The organism is Streptomyces sp. NPDC059355 (genome assembly GCF_042752335.1).
Classification (GTDB): Bacteria; Actinomycetota; Actinomycetes; order Streptomycetales; family Streptomycetaceae; genus Streptomyces.
On sequence record NZ_JBHYXN010000021.1, the window covers coordinates 53,838 to 72,329 of the forward strand.

The window sequence follows — 18,492 nt, forward strand, 5'->3', positions numbered from 1 at the left end:
CTCCTCGTTGAGTGCGTGCGAGCGTGCGGGAGCCGGCGGCGGGGGTGTGGTGCGGGGCAGTGCGGGTGCCGCGGGGTGTCCCCCATCGTGGACCCGATACCAGTAGAGCGGTAGGGTTCGTAATCTGTTCGTGATATTCCGATAGCGTACGTACGTTCCCGCCGCCGCGGCGGGACACGGCTTGAGCGGAAGAGGTACCGGGGCGATGGCCAGGGCGAGGAGCGAGGAGCGGCGCGGCGACATCGTCCGCGCGGCGGTCGAGGTGATCGCGGAGCGCGGCTACCGCGGTGCGTCGCTGGGGGCGGTGGCCGAGCGCGTCGGCCTGACCCAGCAGGGGCTGCTGCACTACTTCCCCACCAAGGAGGCGCTGCTGGTGGCAGTGTTGGAGGAGCGCGACCGCTGGGACACCGGCGGCGGTTCGCGCGCCTCGGCCGGCACCTGGCGCCTGGACCTGCTGGCCTCGCTGGTGGAGTACAACGCCATGCGCCCCGGCATCGTGCAGACCTTCTCGGCGCTGCTGGGCGAGAGCGTCACCGACGGGCATCCGGCCCGGGAGTTCTTCACCGAGCGCTACGCGCAGGTGCGTTCCGAGATGGCGGCGGTGCTGCGCGCCGAGTTCGGCGACCGGCTGCCCTCGGGCCTCACCCCGGAGCAGGCGGCCCCGCTGCTGACGGCGGTCATGGACGGGCTCCAGTACCAGTGGCTGCTCGCCCCGGATTCGGTGGACATGCCGGCCGCCTTCCGCTCTTTCCTGACCTTGCTGCGCGGGCCGGAAGGGGCGTAGGCCGCCTCCTTCCGATCTTGCCGGTCAGGGCCTACGGACGGCCCAGCAGCGGGTCGTGGACGGCGCAGGGCGGGCGCCGGGCCGGGCCGGGGGCCCGGTAGTAGACCCGGTCGCGCAGCCGTCCCGTCCAGGGCTCCCGCTCCGAGCGCCGCTTGACCAGGAGGTGGCGGCTGCTGCCCTCCTTCAGATGGGTGCGGTACTCGGCGAGCAGCGGGTCCACCGGGCCGAGGAAATCCCGGATCTGGTCCTCCACCAGGCAGAACGGGCAGTCCGCGCCGGGCATGAGGTGGAACTGGCGGCCTTCCGGGTTGGTGTCGTCGGCGAAGGCGGTCAGGGCGAGCGCGCCGCTGAACATCACGCAGACGCCCACGACTTGAGGGCCCGCGGCGTCCGCCGCCTGCCGGATCAGGCCCCGGAGGCCTTCGGTGTCGACCCGCTGGATGCGGGCGGCCAAGGCCTGCGCCGCCGCCAGCAGACCGTGGGCCGCGGCCACCAGGGACACGAGGGCGACGGCGACCACGCCCCAGGCCGGCCCGGTGGCCGCGAGCAGCCACAGCACGCCCGCGTTCAGGAGGGCCATGAGGAGCACGGCCACCCGCAGCCCGGCGCCGCTCGTGCGGACCAGGCGGTACGACACGATCAGGAAGGCGCCGGCGAGGACCGGGTGGATCCAGAGGGGCATCGGCGGGTCCTCCGTCAACTCCGTTGAACACACGGGCCGTTACAGCATCACTCCGTTGGGTCGCCACGTCGACCCCCGTACCGGCCCCGGGTGTTCGGGACCGGGCTGGCATGCTGGGTCCGTGAAGATCGCAGCAGCGCAGCTCACCTGCGTCCCGGCCGACATACCCGCCAACACGGAGCGGAGCGTCGCCCTCGCCGCCGAGGCCCGGGCGCGGGGCGCCGAGCTCGTCGTGTTCCCCGAGCTCACCCTCACCGGCTACGAGTTGGACTCCCTGGCCGCCGACCCGGGGCTCTGGCTGGCGGGCTCCGACGATCCCCGGCTGGATCCCCTGCGCTCCGCCGGCGTCGCCGTCGCGGTCAACGCCGCACTGCGCACCGACGGTCCGCTGCCCGCCCTCGCGACCCTGGTCTACGGGGCGGACGGCGAGCACGTGACCACGTACGCCAAGCAGCACCTGTACGGGCACGAGCAGGGCGTGTTCGCGGCCGGCGAGAGCCCGGGGCGCTTCTCGCTCGGCGGGATCCGCTTCTCCCTCGGCGTCTGCTACGACAACCACTTCCCGCAGCTCACCGGCCGCGCGGCGGCGGACGGCTGCCGGGTCCACCTGGCGAGCTCGCTGTACGGCACGGGCGACGGCATCCGGGAGCGGGCCACCGTGTACCCCGGGATCGCCGAGCGGCACGGCCTGTACGTCGTCCTCGCCAACCACGTGGGCCCGGCGGGCCCGTGGACCGGCTGCGGGCGCGCCGCGCTCTGGGCGCCGGGCGGCGCGCTGCTGGCCGAGGCGGACGACCGTACGGCCTCGGTGGTGACGGCGGAGGTGGGCGCCTGACGGCACGCCCGGGCCGACGGCCCACCCGGTCCGACGGCGTGCCGGACCGCGCGTGCCGATCCGGCGGCCGGGACCTCAGCCGATCGCCGGGACCTTCGAGTGCCGTCCGGAGCGGCTGCTCCCGTCCCGCTCCGCGGGACCCTCCGCCACGGAGGGCTCGCGGTCCCGCACGAGTGCCGGCAGCACGAGCGCGAACGCCGCTGCCGTGTACACGACGGTCCACGCCATCCAGCCGCCGGGCGGTGCCCAGTGCGCCGAGAACGGCACCCACGGACCGTTGACGCCGACCGCGAAGCGCCGCAGCGCCCAGAAGAACGCCGCCGCGTTCGCCAGCGCCAGCCCGGCGACGCCGAAGCCGACGAGCCGGCGCCACGGGAAACCCTGCTCGGGCGCGCGGCTCGCGCAGATCAGCACCGCCATCAGCGGCAGGCCCACGGCGAAGGGCAGCAGGTAGCGGCCCTGCCAGACCATGCCGAGCTGCTCCGCCTGGGAGGCCTGGGCCGCCACCGGCACCACCACGATCGCCACGAGCATGCCGATCAGGGCCACCGCCTCGCGCCCCCGGCCGTACGCCAGCCCCAGCGCGGTGACGACCGCGATCACGCCCAGCCAGACCAGCCAGGTGAAGGCGGGCGCCGGGGTGTCCAGCCAGCCGAAGTAGCCGAGCATCTGGTGGACGTACGTCTCGGTGTTGCCGAAGGTCTGCCGGGCCGCTTCCTTGGCGGTGAGCGTCTTGGGCGTGTTGATCACCGAGTTGTCGGGGTGCGCCCGCGCCCAGAGCAGCGCTCCGGCCGTGGCCAGCCCGAGCAGCGCGGTCCACACCCACAGGGCCTTGCGGCACAGCACCGAGCGCAGGACGCCGCGGTGCGCGAGCAGCAGGCCGAAGAAGACAGCGCCGGCGAACCAGATCAGCCCCAGCGGGCGGATGTTGATCAGCACGAGTCCGCCGATGCCGACCCGGGCCAGCCGCCGGTTCAGCAGCCGCGGATCGGGCGACATCAGGATCGACAGCAGGGCGGTCCACACGAGGATGCCGGCGGCGATCTCACCACCGCTGGGGTTGACCATGCCGGCCATGTAGAGGGCCATGGGCGTGGCCGCGGTGAACACGCCGAGCAGCGCCACGGAGCGCCGGCGCCGCCACTCCGCGGCCGTGACCACGGCACTGGCCAGCAGGGCCGAGCACAGCGCCGCCGACATCAGCCGCATCAGGTACAGCCCCTTCGGGCCGTCGACCAGCAGGCTCGGCCAGCCGGTCACCAGGTAGTACGCCGGGTGGTAGCGGCCTGCGGCGGTGGTGACCTGGACGGTCTTCTCCGAGTGCCCGATCGAGGGCGCGCAGGAGGCGGGCTTGTCCTCGTGCCAGGCGTAGCACTCGTGCTGCTTGGGCAGCGGCTTGTACCACTCGGGGAGCTGCACCCCGGTCTCGGCGAACTTGCCCTCGATGCCCGCCACCATGTGCGGGACCATCACCTCGGGGCCGCCGATCTGGCCCCGGGCGACGGCGGCGGCCCGGATGAAGTGGGCGTGTTCGTCCGGGGAGCCGCCGAGGGGGGTGGCGGCGGACCAGGAGGCCGCGAGCGTGAAGAACAGCGCGAAGGCGATGGCCCAGAGCCGCTTCGGGGTCCGGGCCGACCAGTCGGCCAGGCGCGTCAGTGCGGACATCATCGCTTCCTTCTGATCATCGGATGTAGCTCAGCCAGCTCTGGTCGCCGTCCTTGGAGCACTCGTGCTTGGGCGCGAACTTCGGACACTTCCCGTCCTGCTGCCGGATGGTGTGCGAGACCCAGGGCAGGATCCGGTAGGTGCCGTCCTGCGCCGGCATGTAGCGGTCGGACATCGAGGAGGAGACCGTGCCGAGCAGCAGCAGGAGGGCGCAGAGCGTGCCGATCACGGCGCCCTCTCGGCCGGGGAAGCCGGTGCGGACCGCGGCGGGCGCGGACGGCGCCCCGTCGGCGGGAGCGGCGGGAGCGGCGGCATCGGACGCCGTGCGCCGCTCGGCCAGCTTCAGCGAGACCAGGTGCGCCACCAGCGCGCACAGGATCAGCCCGCAGTAGAGCAGCTGGTTGTTGGTGCGCGTGTACAGCTGGACCGTCTGCGTCTCGTACATGTGCGAGGCGATGTACATGCGCATGACCCACGCGCTGACGAACATGGCGGCGATGGTGACGATCAGCGGCTTGCGCAGGCCCAGCCAGATCGCGGCGCCCAGGCACACGAAGGTCACCAGGGCGAACAGCCCGACCCCGCCGAACTCCCCCGGCGGCGGCCAGTCGCCCACCTTGCCGGGCATGTCCGTGCGCCACATCAGGTAGTAGGCCGGGTCGGTGAAGTTGTCGAAGCGGAAGTTGTAGTCCTTGGTGGTCTGCCCTTCCTTCAGCATGACCATCAGGTAGCGCCCGGCCACCACGAGGAACGCCGCCAGGGCGCTGCCCATGAAGGCCGCGCCCTTGAGCCGGCCGGTCTTCCACGGGAAGTACAGCAGGGCGGCGAACAGCACGCCGGCCGCACTCCACAGGAACCAGCCCGAGTACGTGAGGAACAGCACGCCCAGCACCGCGCCGAACCCGGCGCCCTTGAGCAGCAGCGGGCGCCAGCCCTCGGTTCCGCTGCGGCGCAGCGCCACCACCATCGCCACCAGCACCGGAACCAGCAGGACGAGCACGGTCTGGCTGTACGGCTTGTACGAGTCGATCAGCGCGAAGGCGGGCACGACACCGAAGGCCAGCGCCCGGACGGGGCTCAGCAGCAGCCGCCAGGCCAGGTAGACGAGCGGACCGAAGGCGGCGGCGCCGAGGATCTGGAGGTCCTTGAAGGCGTACGCGGTGTTGCCGCCGTGGAACCACTCGGCGTAGTAGCCGAGGGTGTAGAGCGGCATCGGCGGGTAGACCGGCGAGCCGGAGGGCTGTCCGTTCGCGACGGCGTGGGCCCATTCGACGATGCGGCCGCTGTCGCCGTTGAGGCCGAACATCGGCCACGGCGTGCCCAGCAGCGCGACGACGGCGCCCGCCGCGACGAAGCCGCTGGCCAGGCCGGCGAGGGCGGCCGCGGCCAGGCGCGCGGCGAGGTCGAAGTGGCGGCCTCCGCGCAGCCGCATCGCCAGCACCACGGCGCCGACGAAGAGGAGTCCGATCAGGGCGAACCGCAGCTGGATCGCGGCCAGGCCGCTGACCTGTGCGATCCGGTTGAGCGGGTTGAGCTTGAAGCCGCGTGCCAGCAGGGGGAGGACCAGTGCCGCGGCGAAGGCAACGGCGGCTTCCAGCAGCAGGAGCCCGCCGCGGGAGCGCAGGGCGCGCCACGGGGCCCGCTCCGCGTTCGAGGACTTCGAGCTGCCGGGGGCGTTCGCGGCCGGTCCGCTCGGAGGAACGGGGCGCACGGCCGCCGACCCCTCGGTACTGACTGTCACTGACGGTGTCCCTACTGCTGGTGGGTGCTCGGCGCGAGGGCCGGTCGTCGTCCTCGGGACAGCCTCGGCTCTTGCCGCCACGCATACTATCCGCCCGCCGTCGGCGGACTCCGGTCCCGGAACCACGGCCGACCCGGGCTCGCCGGCGGCCGGAACCGCTCTTTCAGTCGAGGGCCCCGAAGCCGGCGAGCAGGAAGAGCAGCACCCAGCCGCCCACCGACAGCCAGCCGAGTACCAGGCCGATCGTCGCGAGCCCGGTGCCCTCGTCGCCCCGCGCGCGGATCTGCGCCTTGGCGACGTGCCCGGTGGCCACGGCGCCCAGGCCCGCGGCGCCGAGCGTCGGCAGGCTCAGCACGCCGAGCGCGAGCGAGGTGATCGCCATCCCGTTGACCCGGCGGGCCGGCCCGGGCATGGGCAGCGGAACCGGCCCGTACGCGGCGGGCAGCCCCGCCGCCGCGGGGCCGAACGGGCCCGGCACCGGACCGGCCGGCAGGTCCGCGACCAGCTGCGCGAGCTGGCCGTACGTCTGCGCCTTGTGGACGGCGTCGAAGCGCTGTCCGTACTCCTCGCGGGAGAGCCGGCCCTCGGCGTACGCGGCCTTGAGCACGTCCACCGTCCGGTCCCGGTCGGTGTTCGAGGCGCGCATCGCGGACTGCGCGGTGGGCACGGGCTGCCACGGCTGCCCGTACGACTGCTGCTGCGGGCGGACCGGGTACGGCTGCCCCCACGGCTGTTCGGCCATCCGGCCACCTCCCGAAGCCCCTGCGCGCGGTGCGCGTCCCTCCAGGATGGAGGACGAACGGGCCGCCACGATAGTTGCGGGGCCCCCGGGCCCGCACCTGTGACGAGGACGACGTGTGTGATGGGGTGTCGGGCATGACCGACTTCGAGACGATCACGGTTCCGGCCCGCCTCAGCGGATATCCCGGGGTGGCCTTCGGCGGCTACGTGGCCGGGGTGCTGGCAGGACGCGCGGCCGCGAAGACCGTACGGGTGGACTTCCGCCGGCCGGTGCCCACGGACGCCCCGGTCCGGCTCGCCCCGACCGCCGACGGCGGCGCCCACCTGGTGGACGGCGAGCTCCTGCTGGCGACGGCGAGCCCCGCCGAACCGGCCGTCGAGGCCCCCGAGCCCCCGTCCTGGGCGCAGGCCTCGGCTGCGGCCGAGGCCTACCGGGCGGCGCCCCCGGACGGGATGGTCGACTGCTTCGGCTGCGGTCTGCACCGCACCCCCGACACCGGACTGCGCCTGCACTGCGGCCGGGTGTCCGGCGGCCCGCTGGTCGCCGCCGCCTGGACCCCGGGTCCCGCACTCGGCGGCGCGGACGGGCTGCTGCCGCCCGAGCTGGTGTGGGGCGCGCTGGACTGCCCGGGCAACGCGGCCGGGCGGCTGCTCGACGACCGGCGGGCCGGCGCCGTCACGGCGGCCCTGACCGCGCGGCTGCTGCGCCCGGTGCCGGTCGGCGCCGGGCTCGTCTCGTACGCCTGGCTGCTGGGCAGTGAGGGCCGCAAGTACCGCGTGGGCACCGCCCTGGCCACCGCCGACGGCGATCTGTGCGCGGTCGGCGAGGCCCTGTGGGTGGAGCCCCGCACGCAGTCCTAGGAACTACTGCGCGTACGGGTTCTGCCGGGGCGCCGGGTGACGGGGTCCGGCCGCGTACGGCCCCGCGTACGGGGACTGCTGCTGCGGGGCCGGGTGCGCCGGATGTCCGGGCTGCCCCGGACGCTCCTGCCGTGCCGCCGCGTCGGAGCCTTCGGCCCCGTCCGTGTCGGCCTGCTCCTCGTCCTCGCCGCGCAGCTCCCGGACCATGAGCGTGGCCCCCGCCACCGCACCCGGCATGAGGAACACCGCGACCAGCGGCACCAGGAACGCCAGTACCAGCGGGATTCCGAAGCCGAGCACCATCGCGCGGCGTCCGCGCAGCAGGGTCAGCCGGTCCTTCAGCTCCACCTCTCGGCGCTGGAGCGCGACGGCGGTGAGCTCCTCGGTGAGGAAGTACCCGGACACGCAGAACCCGATCGCCGGGATCACGGTCTGTCCGACGACGGGGATGAAGCCCAGCGCGAAGAGGAGGATGCCGTACAGCAGCACCCGGGCGAGCACCTTGATGCTGTCCCGGGCCGAGATCCACAGCTCCCGGGCCAGCGGCAGCCCGGATTCGGGGGCGTCGCCGCCGACGCTGCGGTCGACCTGCTCCGAGAGGGATTCGTAGAACGGCTGCCCGATCAGCAGGGTCACGGCGGTGAAGGTGATCACCGCGACGAAGAGGCCGAGACAGAAGACGAGGGCGGTCAGGAAGCCGCGGAAGAGGCCGAGCCAGGGAGCGCCCCAGCCGTCGGCGAAGGGGGTGGCCCAGGCGGTCAGGTCGTCGGCGCCGTAGCCGAGCCCGATCAGCGCGCCGGCGTACAACACGAGCGCGAGCAGCCCGGGCAGCAGGCCGAACCCGAGCCACCGGCCGTTACGGAACACCCATCTCTGTCCGGCCAGCAGATGGCCGAATCCCCCCGCAAGATCACGCATGGGGCACAGCTTACGGCGAAGGCCGCACCCCCTGATCGGGGTGCGGCCCTGGCGGGGTGCGAGCGCGATCAGACGGCGAGCTCGACCGTGATGTTGCCGCGGGTCGCCTTGGAGTACGGGCAGACCTGGTGGGCCTTCTCGATGAGGTCCTTGGCGGTGGCGACGTCCACGTTCGGGATCGAGGCGGAGATCTTGACGATCAGGCCGAAGCCGTCGTCGTTCTTGCCGATGCCGACCTCGGCGGTGACGGTCGAACCGGAGATGTCCGCGTTCTCGTTGCGGGCGACGACACCGAGCGCGCCCTGGAAGCAGGCGCTGTAGCCGGCGGCGAAGAGCTGCTCCGGGTTGGTGCCGGCGCCGCTGCCGCCCATCTCCTTCGGCGGGTTCACGACGACGTCGAGCTGGCCGTCGTTGGTCGCGACGCGGCCGTCACGGCCGTTCTCGGCGGTGGCGACGGCGGTGTACAGAACCTCGGACTGCTGGATGGACATGTGAAGGGATCCTCCTGGTAATCGCCGTGACTCGCGCCCACGATCACGACGGTGTGGGGTGAGCCTAACCGGTGAAGGAAACGATCATCTTTCCGGTGTTCTCGCCGCGCAGCATGCCGAGGAAGGCCCCGGTCGCGTTCTCCACGCCCTCGAAGACGGTCTCGTCGGCCACGAGCTCACCGGAGCGCAGCCAGCCGGCGACGTCCTGGACGAACTGCGGCTGGAGGCCGGCGTGGTCGCCGACGAGCACGCCCTGCAGGCGCAGCCGCTTGCCGATGACCAGGGCCAGGTTGCGCGGGCCGGGGGTCGGCTCGGTGGCGTTGTACTGGGCGATCGCCCCGCACAGGGTGGCGCGGCCGTGCACGTTCAGGGAGGAGATGGCGGCTTCCAGGTGGTCCCCGCCGACGTTGTCGAAGTAGACGTCGATGCCCTCGGGGGCGGCCTCCTTCAGCTGCTCGCCGACGGGGCCGTTCTTGTAGTTGAAGGCGGCGTCGAAGCCGTACTTCTCCGTGAGGAGCGTCACCTTCTCGTCCGAGCCGGCCGAGCCGATCACCCGGGCGGCGCCCTTGATCTTCGCGAACTGGCCGACGAGGCTGCCGACCGCGCCCGCCGCGCCGGAGACGAAGACGGTGTCGCCCTCCTTGAAGGAGGCCACCTCGAAAAGGCCGGCGTAGGCGGTCAGGCCCGGCATGCCGAGCACGCCGAGGTAGGCGGAGAGCGGTGCGAGGGAGGCGTCGACCTTGGTGGCGTGCTTGGCGTCCACGTCGGCGTACTCGCGCCAGCCCAGGCCGTGCAGGACGTGGTCGCCGACCGCGAAGCGCTCGTCGGCGGAGGCGACGACCTCGCCGACCGCGCCGCCGTCCATCGGCTTGTCGAGCTGGAAGGGCGGGACGTAGGACTTCACGTCGTTCATCCGGCCGCGCATGTACGGGTCCACGGACATGTGCAGGTTGCGCACCAGGATCCGGCCGGGGGCCGGGGCCGCGACCGCGACCTCGCGCAGGGCGAAGTCCTCGGCGACGGGCCAGCCCTGCGGACGGCGGACGAGGTGCCACTCGCGGCTGACGGCAGGGATCTCAGACATGTGCGCTCCCGAATCGAGGAATCGACGAATACTTCAGTAGGTGAAACAACCATGCGCCTGGATATTTCATGTTGTCAAGTAAATGGGTACCCTGGATCCATGCCCAGTCGTCGCGCAGATCCCCTGACCCTTGAGGTTGTCGAGCTCATCGGCTCCGTCGTGGCCCGCTACCACGAGGAGTACGAGGACGCGGCGGCCAGCCACCAGCTCACCGGCGCCCAGGCGCGGGTGCTGACCCTGCTGTCCCTGGAACCGATGCCGATGCGGCGGATCGCCCAGCAGCTGAAGTGCGAGCCCTCGAACATCACGGGCATCGTGGACCGGCTGGAGTCTCGCGGCCTGGTCGAGCGCAGGCCGGACCCGGCGGACCGCCGGGTGAAGCTGGCCGCCCCGACACAGGAGGGGCTGCAGACGGCGGACCGGCTGCGCGAGTCGCTGGACTTCGCGCGCGAGCCGCTGGCCGGGCTGTCCGCGGCCGAGCGGGCGGTCCTGCGGGACCTGCTCAAGCGGATGCTGGGCTGAGCGCCCGGCCGCTCAGCAGAAGAAGATGAACCAGCAGCCGGTCTTGGTCGGAGTCGGGGTGGGGCTCGGCGACGGCGGCTGCGGCTGCGCCGACCCCGAAGCGCTGGGCGACGGCTTCCCCGACTGACTCGGCTTTACGGACGGCCCCGGCCCGGTGGCCCCTTTGGTCGGCCCCGTCCTGCCCGAGGCGGAGGCGGACACCGTCGGACCCGGCTGCGCGGACCCCTCGGCGGACGCCCCGGGACCGGTCGGCTGCGTACCGCCCGCGGTGGCCTTCGCGGATCCGGAGGCCTTCACCGGCTTCAGCACCGTCGGCGCGGCGGGAGTCCCCTTGCCGCTCGGCAGCGGACCCGGATCCTGCGGGCCGTTCCCGTCGGTGAGCACCACCTCGGCGGCCCGGTCGGTCTTCTGCCCCTCGGTGACGATCCGGGCCAGCACGACGGTGCCCCCGGCCGCGAGCACCAGGCCCAGCCCGAGCGTCAGCAGGGTCCGGCGGCGCCTGCGGTGCGTGGCGCGGCGCCGCGAACCGGCCCGGCCGCCCCGGTCCGCACCGGACAGCACGACGAGCGAGTCCGCGAACGGGTCCCCCGGCGGGTCGCCGGTCTCGGACCGTACGGAACCGTAGGGGGCGGCGGGCACGGCGGACACCCCGGGCGCGGCGGGCGGCAGGTACTCGACCGGGGTTCCGCAGCCGGCGCACGCCAGGGCGCCGTTGAGGTGCCTCCGGCACGCGTGGCAGTAGTCCATGACGACCGCACGCTACGTGGTTCCGCACAACATCCGTATCGCGGGTTCGTGGAGGTCCTGTGTGGAATCGTGGCTTCCATGACTCCGTCCGCACCCCCCGGCCCCTTCGGTCCGGCCGCCTTCCAACTGGTGCTGCTGCGTCGGATGGCGGACTTCCGGCCGGACCTTGCCGAGGAGGCGCGCCGGCGCCTCGGCGCCTCGCTCGCCGAGCAGCGGGAGGCGAACAGGCGCTGGCAGGCGATGGTCCGCTCGCCCCGCTCGCGCGGTGCGCTGGCCCGCTACCGCTCGGTGCTCGGGCCCCCGGAGTCCACGCGGGCGCGCACCATCGGCGACCTGGAGTGCGAGGCCCTGCTGTGGCCGGTGCCGCTCTGGCCGGACCTGCGCTTCGAGGTGCTGGCCGCGCCGGACGGGGCGGTGTGGAACGAGTGGCTGGTACGGGCCCCCGGCGCGCGGGGGCCCGTACTGGAGACTCCGCAGGACCTGAGGCCCTGGTCCGCCACGGTGGACGAGGTGGCGCGGGCCTTCGCCCCGGTGCGCCCGCTGGAGGGGACCGCGCCCACACGGTGGCGCCTGGCCTTCGGTGCCCAGGGGCGGCCGTGCGTGGCGGAGTTCACGTACGGCCTGCTCCAGCGCGTCGCGGTCGACGGGGTCGAGCTCTAGCGGGCGCCTTGTGGATCATGGCCTCCGGACGGCTACGAGGCGAGGAAGGCCCGGACCCCGGCCGAGGTGGCGTCGTCCCCCAGCAGGTCGTTGTGCTTGATGCAGCCGACCGGCGTGTTGGTCGCGCCGGCGAGCGGGACGCTGTCGTCCGGGTTGACCACCTCGTCGCAGTTCGACCAGAACGTCGCGTACCTCACCGCGCCCGGGGTCTCGTCCCCGGCGTTCAGGTTCTTCACAACGTACGAACCGGGGGTCATGTCCCGGCACGCCTGGTCCCACAGGGCGCAGGCCCACGCGGTGGAGGTGCCGTGGTTGGGGCCGGCCAGTGAGACCCAGTGGTCCACGGTGGCGGTGCCGCCGCCGAACTTCACGTACCAGCGCCCGACCAGCGAGCCCAGCGAGTGCGCCACGATGTCGACCTTGGCTGCGCCGGTCTGCCGGCGGACCTGGTCCACGTACGCGCCGAGCTGCCCGGCCACGACCTCGTTGACGGACCGGTGCGTGTCGTAACCCCAGGAGAAGAGCTCGGAGTCCGCGTACCCGGCGGCGCGCAGGTCCTCGCGCAGACCGCCCCAGACACCCGGGTCGGCGTTGTAGCCGTGGATGAAGACGACCGGGTTGTGCGGCTGCACAGGGGTGGCGGCCCGGGCCGGGAAGGGTGCAAGGAGCGCCAGGCAGAGCGTCAGGAGCGCGAGCAGTCTCTGGCGGGGCGTCAGCATGGGGTCCCCTTTACCTTGTTACGCACGAGTAGCGCGGGCAGTGGCGGCATGGTGCTGCCTGTCGGTACAGAAATCCACCCCCGTGCAGCACCTCTCGCCCCGTGCGACACACACGGCCGGAGCAGCCCAACGGGCGGTATACCCCATTCGCCCGAGAAGATATGAAATGCACCGGCAGCCGCCGGACTCTTGCGCCAGCGCTCTCGGGAGGATCTGCCGTGACCGTCAGTCTTGAGCAGTTGCGCCGCTGCCACGTCGCCGTCGACCTGGGAGCAGCCAGGACCCGCGTCTACGTCAAGGGCGCCGGTCTGGTCGTCGACGAGCCCAGCGTCGCCGCCGTCAACACCCGCACCGGCGCGCTCATCGCGGTCGGGTCCTTCGCCGAGCGGATGACGGGCCGCACGCCCGACTACATCCGTGTCGTACGCCCGGTCTCCGGCGGCACCGTCGTCGACATCGACATGGCCCAGCGGATGCTGCGCCACCTGCTCGGCGAGAAGCTGCGCCGCGCCCTGCGCCGCAAGCCCCGGCTGCGGGCCGCCGCCTGCACCCCGCACGACGCCGACCCGCTCGCGCAGCGGGCCGCCGTCGAGACGATGGTCGGGCTCGGCGCCCGGCGCGTCGAACTCGTCGACACCCTGATCGCGGCGGCCGTCGGCTGCGGCCTGCCCGTGGAGCAGCCGACCGCGACGATGATCATGGTGTGCGGGGCCGCCGCGACCCAGATCGCCGTCCTCTCCCTCGGCTCGATCGTCACCGCCCAGCGGATCCCGGTCGGCGGCGAGGCCATCGACCACGCCGTCGTCCAGCACCTGCGCCACGCGCACGAACTGATGCTGCCGAGCCAGGCCGTCCGGCCGCTCCAGGTGGCCCTGCACGGCAACGGCATCACCGGCGGCGGGCCCTCCTCCACCCTCATCCACGGCCGCGACGTGGCCACCGGACTGGCCCGCTCCGTCCACGTGGACACCGCCGCCGTCCGCGACGCCATCCACACCCCGCTGACCGCCGTCCTCGACGGCATCGGCAAGGTGCTCCGGGACTGCCCGCCGGACCTGGTCGCCGACCTGACGGACCGGGGGATCATGATGGTGGGAGGCAGCGCCCTGCTGCCGGGCCTGGACCAGATGCTGCGCGACGCCACCGGAATGCCCGTCGCCATCGCTGAACGGCCGGACGTGTGCGCCGTGCTCGGTCTCGGCATGATGCTCGAAGGGAAGATCGCCCCGATGGTCCTCAACCCGCTGGCCGAATGACGGACGCGGCGTCCGAGCCGGCCGATCCCGCGGTACGGGCCGGCCTGCCCGTACTCCTGGAGGCGGTGCTCAGCGTCGGCTCCGAACTGGAGCTGCAGGCGACCCTGCAGCACATCGTGGAATCGGCGACCGAGCTGTGCGCCGCCCGGTACGGAGCGCTCGGGGTCATCGACCCCGAGCGCCTCCGGCTGACCGAGCTGTACACGGCCGGGCTGAGCGAGGCGGAGCGTGCCTCGATCCCCCGGCTGCCCGACGGGCGTACGGGCGTGATCGGCGCGCTGTTCACCGATCCGCGCCCGCTGATGCTGGAGGACCTGTCGAAGGACCCGCGCTCGGCGGGGTTCCCGCCCGGCCATCCCGTCATGCGCAGCTTCCTGGGCGTCCCCATCCGGGTCCACACGGAGGTCTTCGGCAATCTCTACCTCACCGAGAAGCAGGGCGGCGGCACGTTCACGGACGAGGACCTCGCGCTGGTACGGGTCCTGGCCTCCCAGGCGGGGATAGCGATCGGCAACGCCCGGCTGTACGAGACGGCACGCCGCCGGGAGCGCTGGATCGAGGGCGCCGCCGCGGTCACCACGACCCTGCTGGCCGGCAGCCCGGCCGCCGACGCGCTGATGTGCGTGGCCGAGCGGGCCCGGCTCCTCGCGGACGCGGCGGCCGGGGTGGTCCTCCAGCCGACCCCGGAGGGGGGCATGGAGATCGTGGCCGCCTCCACTCCCGGGGACCCCGGCGACCTGGTCGGGACGGCGATCGCCCCCGGCTCGCCCGTCCTCGTACAACTCCTCGGCGGCGAGCCGGTCTTCATCGAGGACTCTGCGACCGACCCCCGGATGACCACCCGCGTGCGGGAACGATTCGGCCCGAGCATGATGCTGCCGCTCCAGAGCGGCGGCCAGCTCATCGGCACCCTGGCCCTGCCGCGCGCCCGGGGCGGGCGCCCGTACGACGCCGTGGACCGGCTGCTGGCCTCGCAGTTCGCCTCGCAGGCCGCGCTGGCCCTCGTCCTGGCCGACGCGCAGCACGACCGCGAGCAGCTGGCGATCTACGAGGACCGCGACCGGATCGCGCGGGACCTGCACGATCTGGTGGTCCAGCGGCTGTTCGCGACGGAGATGATGCTGGAGAGCACGAAGAAGCGCTCCGCCTCGGCGCCGTCCGGTGACACGGTCGGCGACGAACTCGGCCGGGCGGTGGACGAACTCGACTCGACCATCCAGGAGGTCCGCACCGCGATCTTCGCCCTCCAGCAGCCGCCGAGCGACGCCCCGACGTCGGTCCGCGGCCGGATCCTGCGGGAGACGGGCGGGGCGGCGGTGCTGCTGGGCTTCCAGCCGTCGGTCCACTTCGCGGGCGCGGTGGACTCCCTGCTCCCGGAGCCGGTTGCGGGCAGCCTCCTCTCCGCCCTGCGCGGCGCCCTGGCCGCGGCCCACCGCCGCTCACAGGTCACCTCGATCATGGTCGCGGTGGACGCGGCCCCGACCCGCGTCCGCCTGACGGTCACGGACGACGGCCGCACGGATTCGGGGACGCGGGGTACGACGATGAGCTGGGAGTCGGCGCTCACACCCTAGGCGGTGGCCCGTGGGCTCCCTTGAGGGCGATCCGCGTACTGGACTGCGCCACGCCGGCCTCGCGCTTGAGCCGGCGCAGCAGTGCGTCGAGCGCGGCGGGATCGGCGGCACGGGCCCGGACGAGGTAGTCGTACTCCCCGGTCACGTGCACCACTTCGGTGATCCCGGGCAGCCTGACCACCCTCTCCTCGAACTCCTCGTTGGTGGTGTCCTGCCGCAGGCTCAAGTCGATGAAGACGACGAGCCCGCCGCGGGTGTCGGCGGCCGGATCCACGATGACGGTGAACCCGCGGATCACCCCGTCCCGCCGCATCCGGCGCACCCGGTCGGCGGTGGCGTTGGCACTGAGCCCGACGCGCACGCCGAGGTCGCGGTACGAGATCCGCGCATCCTGCTGCAGGATGCCGAGGATCTCCCTGTCGAGGCGGTCCATACCGCGATTCTCGCAGCCGGGCCCGATATCCGCCGCTGCACCCGCTCCCTGGGACCCCACCCTCCCCTCATGAACGAATTCCTCTCCCCGGGATTGTCGGGGGCGGTCGCGGGCCTGGGCGTGGCGATGCCGATGGGCGCGATGAGCGTGCTGCTGCTCCAAGAGGCGATGCGGCACCGGCGCACGGCGATGGCCGCGGCGGCCGGCATCGCGACGGTGGACCTCGCCTACGCGGCCCTCGCCACGGCCCTCGGCCCCTGGGTGGCCTCCCACGTGACCCCGATCGAAGCCTGGATCCGCCTGCTGTCGGCGACCGTCCTCCTGTCGATGGCCGCCCACGCCCTCTACCGCAGCCGCGCACTTCCGGCGCCGGAGCCGGAGCCGTCGTCGTCGGCGGCGGCGGCGGCGGCGAAGGCGGGACACGGCCCCGCCGTCCCGGCTCCGCCGACCTCGCATCCGGCCCCGCCGGCGCCCGAGGCGCGGGAGTCCGGGGGCGGAGCGGGCCCCGGACACGCGGCGGCCGGCACGAGCGTCGGGGACGTCCCCGCAAGCGGGGCCCGGCATGTGGCCACGGCCCGCGCGGCCTTCGGACGGTACGTCGCCCTCACCGCCGTGAACCCCACCACCGCCCTCTACTTCGCCGCCCTCACCACCGCCCAGGCCTCCACCCTCACCACCCCCACCAGCGCCGCCGCCTTCCTGGCCGGCGTGGCCGCCGCGTCCCTCCTCTGGCAGCAGACCCTCGTCGCGATCGGCGCCGCCGCCGGCCGCCGGATCTCCCCCGCCGCCCGCGCCTGGACCTTCCGCCTCGGCTACGGCCTCGTCGCCGCCTACGCCCTCAAGCTGGCCTTCCCGTTGCCCTAGGGAGTGTCGTCAAAGCAGCGCCGGCCGGAAGGGACTTCGGCGACACTCCCTAGGGGTCCGCGAGCCGGGCCCCATAGGGTGATGCCGTGACGACGACCCGCCTCTCGGCCCGCGCGGCCATCGCCTCCGTGGCCGACCCCGGCAGCTTCGCCGAACTCCCCGCCCCGCAGCGGGAGTCCGCCCCCGACGGGCCCCTCGCCTGGGCCGGATACGACGACTCCCGCGCCCGCGCCACCGCGCGCACCGGCGAAGAGGAGTCCGTCGTCACCGGAACCGCCCTCATCGGCGGCCGCCAAGCCGCCGTCGTCTCCTTCGAGTTCGGCTTCCTCGGCGGTTCCCTCGGCGAGCGCACCGGAGACCGGCTCGAAGCCGCCTACACGTACGCTCGCGAACACCGCCTCCCCCTCGTCTCGCTGATCGCCACCGGCGGTTCCCGCATGCAGGAGGGCATGCTCGCGCTGACCCAACTCCAGCGCGTGGCCCGCCAGTCCGCCTCGACCCGGGCCGCCGGCCTCCCGCAGATCGCCGTGCTCCGCGATCCCACCACCGGCGGCGGCTGGGCCACGCTCGGCGCCGGGGCCGACGTCGTGCTCGCGCTCCCGGGCGCGCAGGTCGGTTTCGCGGGCTCCCGGGTGCGGCCGGCGGACGCGGACCCGGCGGCGTACACCGCCGAGGGGCAGTACGCCGCCGGGCACGTGGACGCCGTCGTCCCGCCCGCCGAGCTGCCCGCGGCCCTCGCCGACTGGCTGCGCGTCCTGGCCGCGCCCCGCTCCGCCGAACCGGTCGGGCCCCCGGCCGCGCTGGCGGACGTACCGCCCCCGCAGACCGGCTGGGACGCCGTACGGCAGGCCCGCCACCCCGACCGCCCGCGCGCCGAGGCGTACCTGGACGCGTACTTCGCCCTGCGCCTCCCCCTCTCCGGGGACCGGGCGGGCGGCACCGACCCCGGGATGCTGTGCGGGTTCGGGCTGCGGGAGGGGCGGGCCGTCGCGTACGCCGCCCAGTGCGGCACCGCCACCCGCCCGGCCGGGTACCGTACGGCGGCCCGCGTGATCCGCCTCGCGGACCGCCTCGGGATCCCCGTGCTCACCCTGGTGGACACCCCCGGCGCGGCCAACGACGCCGCCGCCGAACACGCCGGCGCGGGCGCAGCCATCGCTGACACCTTCGCGGCGGTCGCGGCGGCCGCGGTCCCGGTGACCACGCTCCTGATCGGCGAGGGGGGTTCGGGCGGAGCCCTCGCGCTGGCCGCGCCGGGGAACACCTGGGTCACCCCGGACAGCTACTTCTCGGTGATCGCGCCCGAACTGGCGGCGGCCATCCTCAAGCGCCCCGCCTCCGAGGCCGCCTCCACGGCCGACCAACTCCGCATCCGCCCCCAGGACCTGGTCGCCCTGGGCGTCGCCCGCGGCGTGGTCGGACCCCACCGTCCCGGTCCGGCCGGATGAGCCGCCGCCCTCGCGGAGACGGCCCGCGCGGCTTCCGGTAGGTACCGCCAGGACCCGCCTGGCGGCCCCGTCCCCGGAGTCGTCCGTGTCACGCACCGCCCACCACATCCGCTCCCGCCGCGGACCGGCGTCCGACGCCGCGCTCCGCGACGAGCTCGTCCACACTGTGCTCGTCCGCGACCTGCGGTTCAGCGCCCGCTGCCTCGCCGAGGCCTCGCGGGCCGGCCGCCGCGCCCGGCCGCAGGCCCTCCGGCGCCGCGTCACGGTCCGCCGGCTGCCGCGCTGCCTGCGCGACTCCTCGGTGGCCGTCATGTCCGCGCAGGCGGAGCGCCGCGCCCGGCAGCGGCTGCGCGCGGACGTCCGCTCGGTGCTGCTCCTCGGCCGCGCCGAGGACGCGGACGTCCTGCCCGCACGTCACCGGCACGGGGCGCTCTGGCTCGCCTGAGCGCCGCCCCGGCCGCGGCCCG

The 18,492-nt window shown here is 73.9% G+C and carries 20 protein-coding genes; 10 read left to right on the forward strand and 10 right to left on the reverse strand.

Annotation, left to right across the window (positions count from 1 at the left end; translation table 11 throughout):
* The first annotated feature begins 205 nt into the window (after positions 1-205).
* Entirely contained in the window at positions 206-784 is a 579-nt protein-coding gene (locus tag ACFXGI_RS20940) for a TetR/AcrR family transcriptional regulator (RefSeq protein WP_384708605.1), read from the forward strand.
* 31 nt (positions 785-815) lie between these two features.
* Here the strand turns inward: ACFXGI_RS20940 and ACFXGI_RS20945 are convergent, their stop codons facing one another.
* Complete coding sequence (locus tag ACFXGI_RS20945) at positions 816-1,466, reverse strand: hypothetical protein (RefSeq protein ID WP_384708607.1); 651 nt, start codon at positions 1,464-1,466, stop codon at positions 816-818.
* 121 nt (positions 1,467-1,587) lie between these two features.
* Between ACFXGI_RS20945 and ACFXGI_RS20950 the strand changes: the two genes are divergently transcribed.
* Positions 1,588-2,301 carry a carbon-nitrogen hydrolase family protein gene (locus ACFXGI_RS20950; RefSeq protein WP_384708610.1) on the forward strand — a complete coding sequence of 238 codons (714 nt, stop codon included), beginning with the start codon at positions 1,588-1,590 and terminating at the stop codon, positions 2,299-2,301.
* Positions 2,302-2,376: 75 nt separating this feature from the next.
* Here the strand turns inward: ACFXGI_RS20950 and ACFXGI_RS20955 are convergent, their stop codons facing one another.
* From ACFXGI_RS20955 to ACFXGI_RS20965, 3 genes are all read right to left on the reverse strand, one after another.
* Complete coding sequence (locus tag ACFXGI_RS20955; protein WP_384708612.1) at positions 2,377-3,966, reverse strand: DUF2142 domain-containing protein; 1,590 nt, start codon at positions 3,964-3,966, stop codon at positions 2,377-2,379.
* Positions 3,967-3,982: 16 nt separating this feature from the next.
* A complete protein-coding gene (locus ACFXGI_RS20960; protein WP_384708615.1) occupies positions 3,983-5,707 on the reverse strand; it encodes a hypothetical protein in 1,725 nt (574 codons plus the stop codon).
* A 163-nt stretch (positions 5,708-5,870) separates the two neighbouring features.
* Entirely contained in the window at positions 5,871-6,449 is a 579-nt protein-coding gene (locus ACFXGI_RS20965) for a DUF1707 and DUF4190 domain-containing protein (protein ID WP_384708618.1), read from the reverse strand.
* A 134-nt stretch (positions 6,450-6,583) separates the two neighbouring features.
* Between ACFXGI_RS20965 and ACFXGI_RS20970 the strand changes: the two genes are divergently transcribed.
* Positions 6,584-7,309, forward strand: a complete 726-nt coding sequence (locus ACFXGI_RS20970) for a hypothetical protein (protein ID WP_384708621.1) — start codon at positions 6,584-6,586, stop codon at positions 7,307-7,309.
* Between the two features lie 3 nt (positions 7,310-7,312).
* On the opposite strand, the gene ACFXGI_RS20975 is transcribed toward ACFXGI_RS20970, so the two are convergent.
* The 3 genes from ACFXGI_RS20975 to ACFXGI_RS20985 all read right to left on the reverse strand — a co-directional run bounded on the left by ACFXGI_RS20975 (position 7,313) and on the right by ACFXGI_RS20985 (position 9,802).
* Positions 7,313-8,227 (reverse strand): EI24 domain-containing protein, encoded by a 915-nt coding sequence (locus tag ACFXGI_RS20975; protein WP_384708624.1) that lies wholly within the window; start codon positions 8,225-8,227, stop codon positions 7,313-7,315.
* Positions 8,228-8,295: 68 nt separating this feature from the next.
* A complete protein-coding gene (locus ACFXGI_RS20980; RefSeq protein WP_030868956.1) occupies positions 8,296-8,718 on the reverse strand; it encodes an organic hydroperoxide resistance protein in 423 nt (140 codons plus the stop codon).
* Between the two features lie 64 nt (positions 8,719-8,782).
* Positions 8,783-9,802, reverse strand: a complete 1,020-nt coding sequence (locus tag ACFXGI_RS20985) for an NADP-dependent oxidoreductase (RefSeq protein ID WP_384708629.1) — start codon at positions 9,800-9,802, stop codon at positions 8,783-8,785.
* 99 nt (positions 9,803-9,901) lie between these two features.
* Here ACFXGI_RS20985 and ACFXGI_RS20990 point away from each other — a divergent pair, with 99 nt between their 5' ends.
* Positions 9,902-10,324, forward strand: coding sequence for a MarR family winged helix-turn-helix transcriptional regulator (locus ACFXGI_RS20990; RefSeq protein WP_030868954.1), 423 nt, complete (start codon positions 9,902-9,904; stop codon positions 10,322-10,324).
* 12 nt (positions 10,325-10,336) lie between these two features.
* Here ACFXGI_RS20990 and ACFXGI_RS20995 read toward each other — a convergent pair whose 3' ends face one another.
* Entirely contained in the window at positions 10,337-11,071 is a 735-nt protein-coding gene (locus tag ACFXGI_RS20995) for a hypothetical protein (RefSeq protein ID WP_384708632.1), read from the reverse strand.
* Positions 11,072-11,149: 78 nt separating this feature from the next.
* Here ACFXGI_RS20995 and ACFXGI_RS21000 point away from each other — a divergent pair, with 78 nt between their 5' ends.
* The gene (locus tag ACFXGI_RS21000; protein ID WP_384708635.1) at positions 11,150-11,731 is read left to right on the forward strand and encodes a hypothetical protein; all 582 of its coding nucleotides are present in this window, start codon (positions 11,150-11,152) and stop codon (positions 11,729-11,731) included.
* Between the two features lie 32 nt (positions 11,732-11,763).
* On the opposite strand, the gene ACFXGI_RS21005 is transcribed toward ACFXGI_RS21000, so the two are convergent.
* Entirely contained in the window at positions 11,764-12,450 is a 687-nt protein-coding gene (locus ACFXGI_RS21005) for an esterase/lipase family protein (RefSeq protein WP_384708638.1), read from the reverse strand.
* Positions 12,451-12,668: 218 nt separating this feature from the next.
* Here ACFXGI_RS21005 and ACFXGI_RS21010 point away from each other — a divergent pair, with 218 nt between their 5' ends.
* Together ACFXGI_RS21010 and ACFXGI_RS21015 are read left to right on the forward strand one after the other, a co-directional pair.
* A complete protein-coding gene (locus ACFXGI_RS21010; RefSeq protein WP_384708641.1) occupies positions 12,669-13,706 on the forward strand; it encodes a rod shape-determining protein in 1,038 nt (345 codons plus the stop codon).
* Entirely contained in the window at positions 13,703-15,280 is a 1,578-nt protein-coding gene (locus tag ACFXGI_RS21015; RefSeq protein WP_384708644.1) for a GAF domain-containing protein, read from the forward strand. Before ACFXGI_RS21010 ends, ACFXGI_RS21015 begins: the two co-directional genes overlap by 4 nt.
* Here the strand turns inward: ACFXGI_RS21015 and ACFXGI_RS21020 are convergent.
* Positions 15,270-15,713, reverse strand: a complete 444-nt coding sequence (locus tag ACFXGI_RS21020; protein WP_384708647.1) for an Lrp/AsnC family transcriptional regulator — start codon at positions 15,711-15,713, stop codon at positions 15,270-15,272. The two genes, ACFXGI_RS21015 and ACFXGI_RS21020, sit on opposite strands and share 11 nt — an antisense overlap.
* A gap of 69 nt (positions 15,714-15,782) precedes the next feature.
* Between ACFXGI_RS21020 and ACFXGI_RS21025 the strand changes: the two genes are divergently transcribed.
* The 3 genes from ACFXGI_RS21025 to ACFXGI_RS21035 all read left to right on the forward strand — a co-directional run bounded on the left by ACFXGI_RS21025 (position 15,783) and on the right by ACFXGI_RS21035 (position 18,470).
* Positions 15,783-16,577, forward strand: coding sequence for a LysE family transporter (locus tag ACFXGI_RS21025; RefSeq protein ID WP_384708650.1), 795 nt, complete (start codon positions 15,783-15,785; stop codon positions 16,575-16,577).
* An 86-nt stretch (positions 16,578-16,663) separates the two neighbouring features.
* A complete protein-coding gene (locus ACFXGI_RS21030; RefSeq protein WP_384708653.1) occupies positions 16,664-18,025 on the forward strand; it encodes a carboxyl transferase domain-containing protein in 1,362 nt (453 codons plus the stop codon).
* Positions 18,026-18,110: 85 nt separating this feature from the next.
* On the forward strand, positions 18,111-18,470 hold the full coding sequence (locus tag ACFXGI_RS21035; RefSeq protein WP_384708656.1) for a hypothetical protein: 360 nt from the start codon (positions 18,111-18,113) through the stop codon (positions 18,468-18,470).
* Positions 18,471-18,492: the final 22 nt, after the last annotated feature.

What these genes read in the sequence shown, in the direction of transcription:
- ACFXGI_RS20985 (WP_384708629.1), bottom strand. Translation starts at nt 9,802, where the DNA reads ATGTCTGAGATCCCTGCCGTCAGCCGCGAGTGGCACCTCGTCCGCCGT.
- ACFXGI_RS21005 (WP_384708638.1), bottom strand. Translation starts at nt 12,450, where the DNA reads ATGCTGACGCCCCGCCAGAGACTGCTCGCGCTCCTGACGCTCTGCCTG.
- ACFXGI_RS20965 (WP_384708618.1), bottom strand. Translation starts at nt 6,449, where the DNA reads ATGGCCGAACAGCCGTGGGGGCAGCCGTACCCGGTCCGCCCGCAGCAG.
- ACFXGI_RS20940 (WP_384708605.1), top strand. Translation starts at nt 206, where the DNA reads ATGGCCAGGGCGAGGAGCGAGGAGCGGCGCGGCGACATCGTCCGCGCG.
- ACFXGI_RS20980 (WP_030868956.1), bottom strand. Translation starts at nt 8,718, where the DNA reads ATGTCCATCCAGCAGTCCGAGGTTCTGTACACCGCCGTCGCCACCGCC.
- ACFXGI_RS21000 (WP_384708635.1), top strand. Translation starts at nt 11,150, where the DNA reads ATGACTCCGTCCGCACCCCCCGGCCCCTTCGGTCCGGCCGCCTTCCAA.
- ACFXGI_RS21015 (WP_384708644.1), top strand. Translation starts at nt 13,703, where the DNA reads ATGACGGACGCGGCGTCCGAGCCGGCCGATCCCGCGGTACGGGCCGGC.
- ACFXGI_RS20970 (WP_384708621.1), top strand. Translation starts at nt 6,584, where the DNA reads ATGACCGACTTCGAGACGATCACGGTTCCGGCCCGCCTCAGCGGATAT.
- ACFXGI_RS20945 (WP_384708607.1), bottom strand. Translation starts at nt 1,466, where the DNA reads ATGCCCCTCTGGATCCACCCGGTCCTCGCCGGCGCCTTCCTGATCGTG.
- ACFXGI_RS20995 (WP_384708632.1), bottom strand. Translation starts at nt 11,071, where the DNA reads ATGGACTACTGCCACGCGTGCCGGAGGCACCTCAACGGCGCCCTGGCG.
- ACFXGI_RS21020 (WP_384708647.1), bottom strand. Translation starts at nt 15,713, where the DNA reads ATGGACCGCCTCGACAGGGAGATCCTCGGCATCCTGCAGCAGGATGCG.
- ACFXGI_RS20975 (WP_384708624.1), bottom strand. Translation starts at nt 8,227, where the DNA reads ATGCGTGATCTTGCGGGGGGATTCGGCCATCTGCTGGCCGGACAGAGA.
- ACFXGI_RS20990 (WP_030868954.1), top strand. Translation starts at nt 9,902, where the DNA reads ATGCCCAGTCGTCGCGCAGATCCCCTGACCCTTGAGGTTGTCGAGCTC.
- ACFXGI_RS20955 (WP_384708612.1), bottom strand. Translation starts at nt 3,966, where the DNA reads ATGTCCGCACTGACGCGCCTGGCCGACTGGTCGGCCCGGACCCCGAAG.
- ACFXGI_RS21025 (WP_384708650.1), top strand. Translation starts at nt 15,783, where the DNA reads ATGAACGAATTCCTCTCCCCGGGATTGTCGGGGGCGGTCGCGGGCCTG.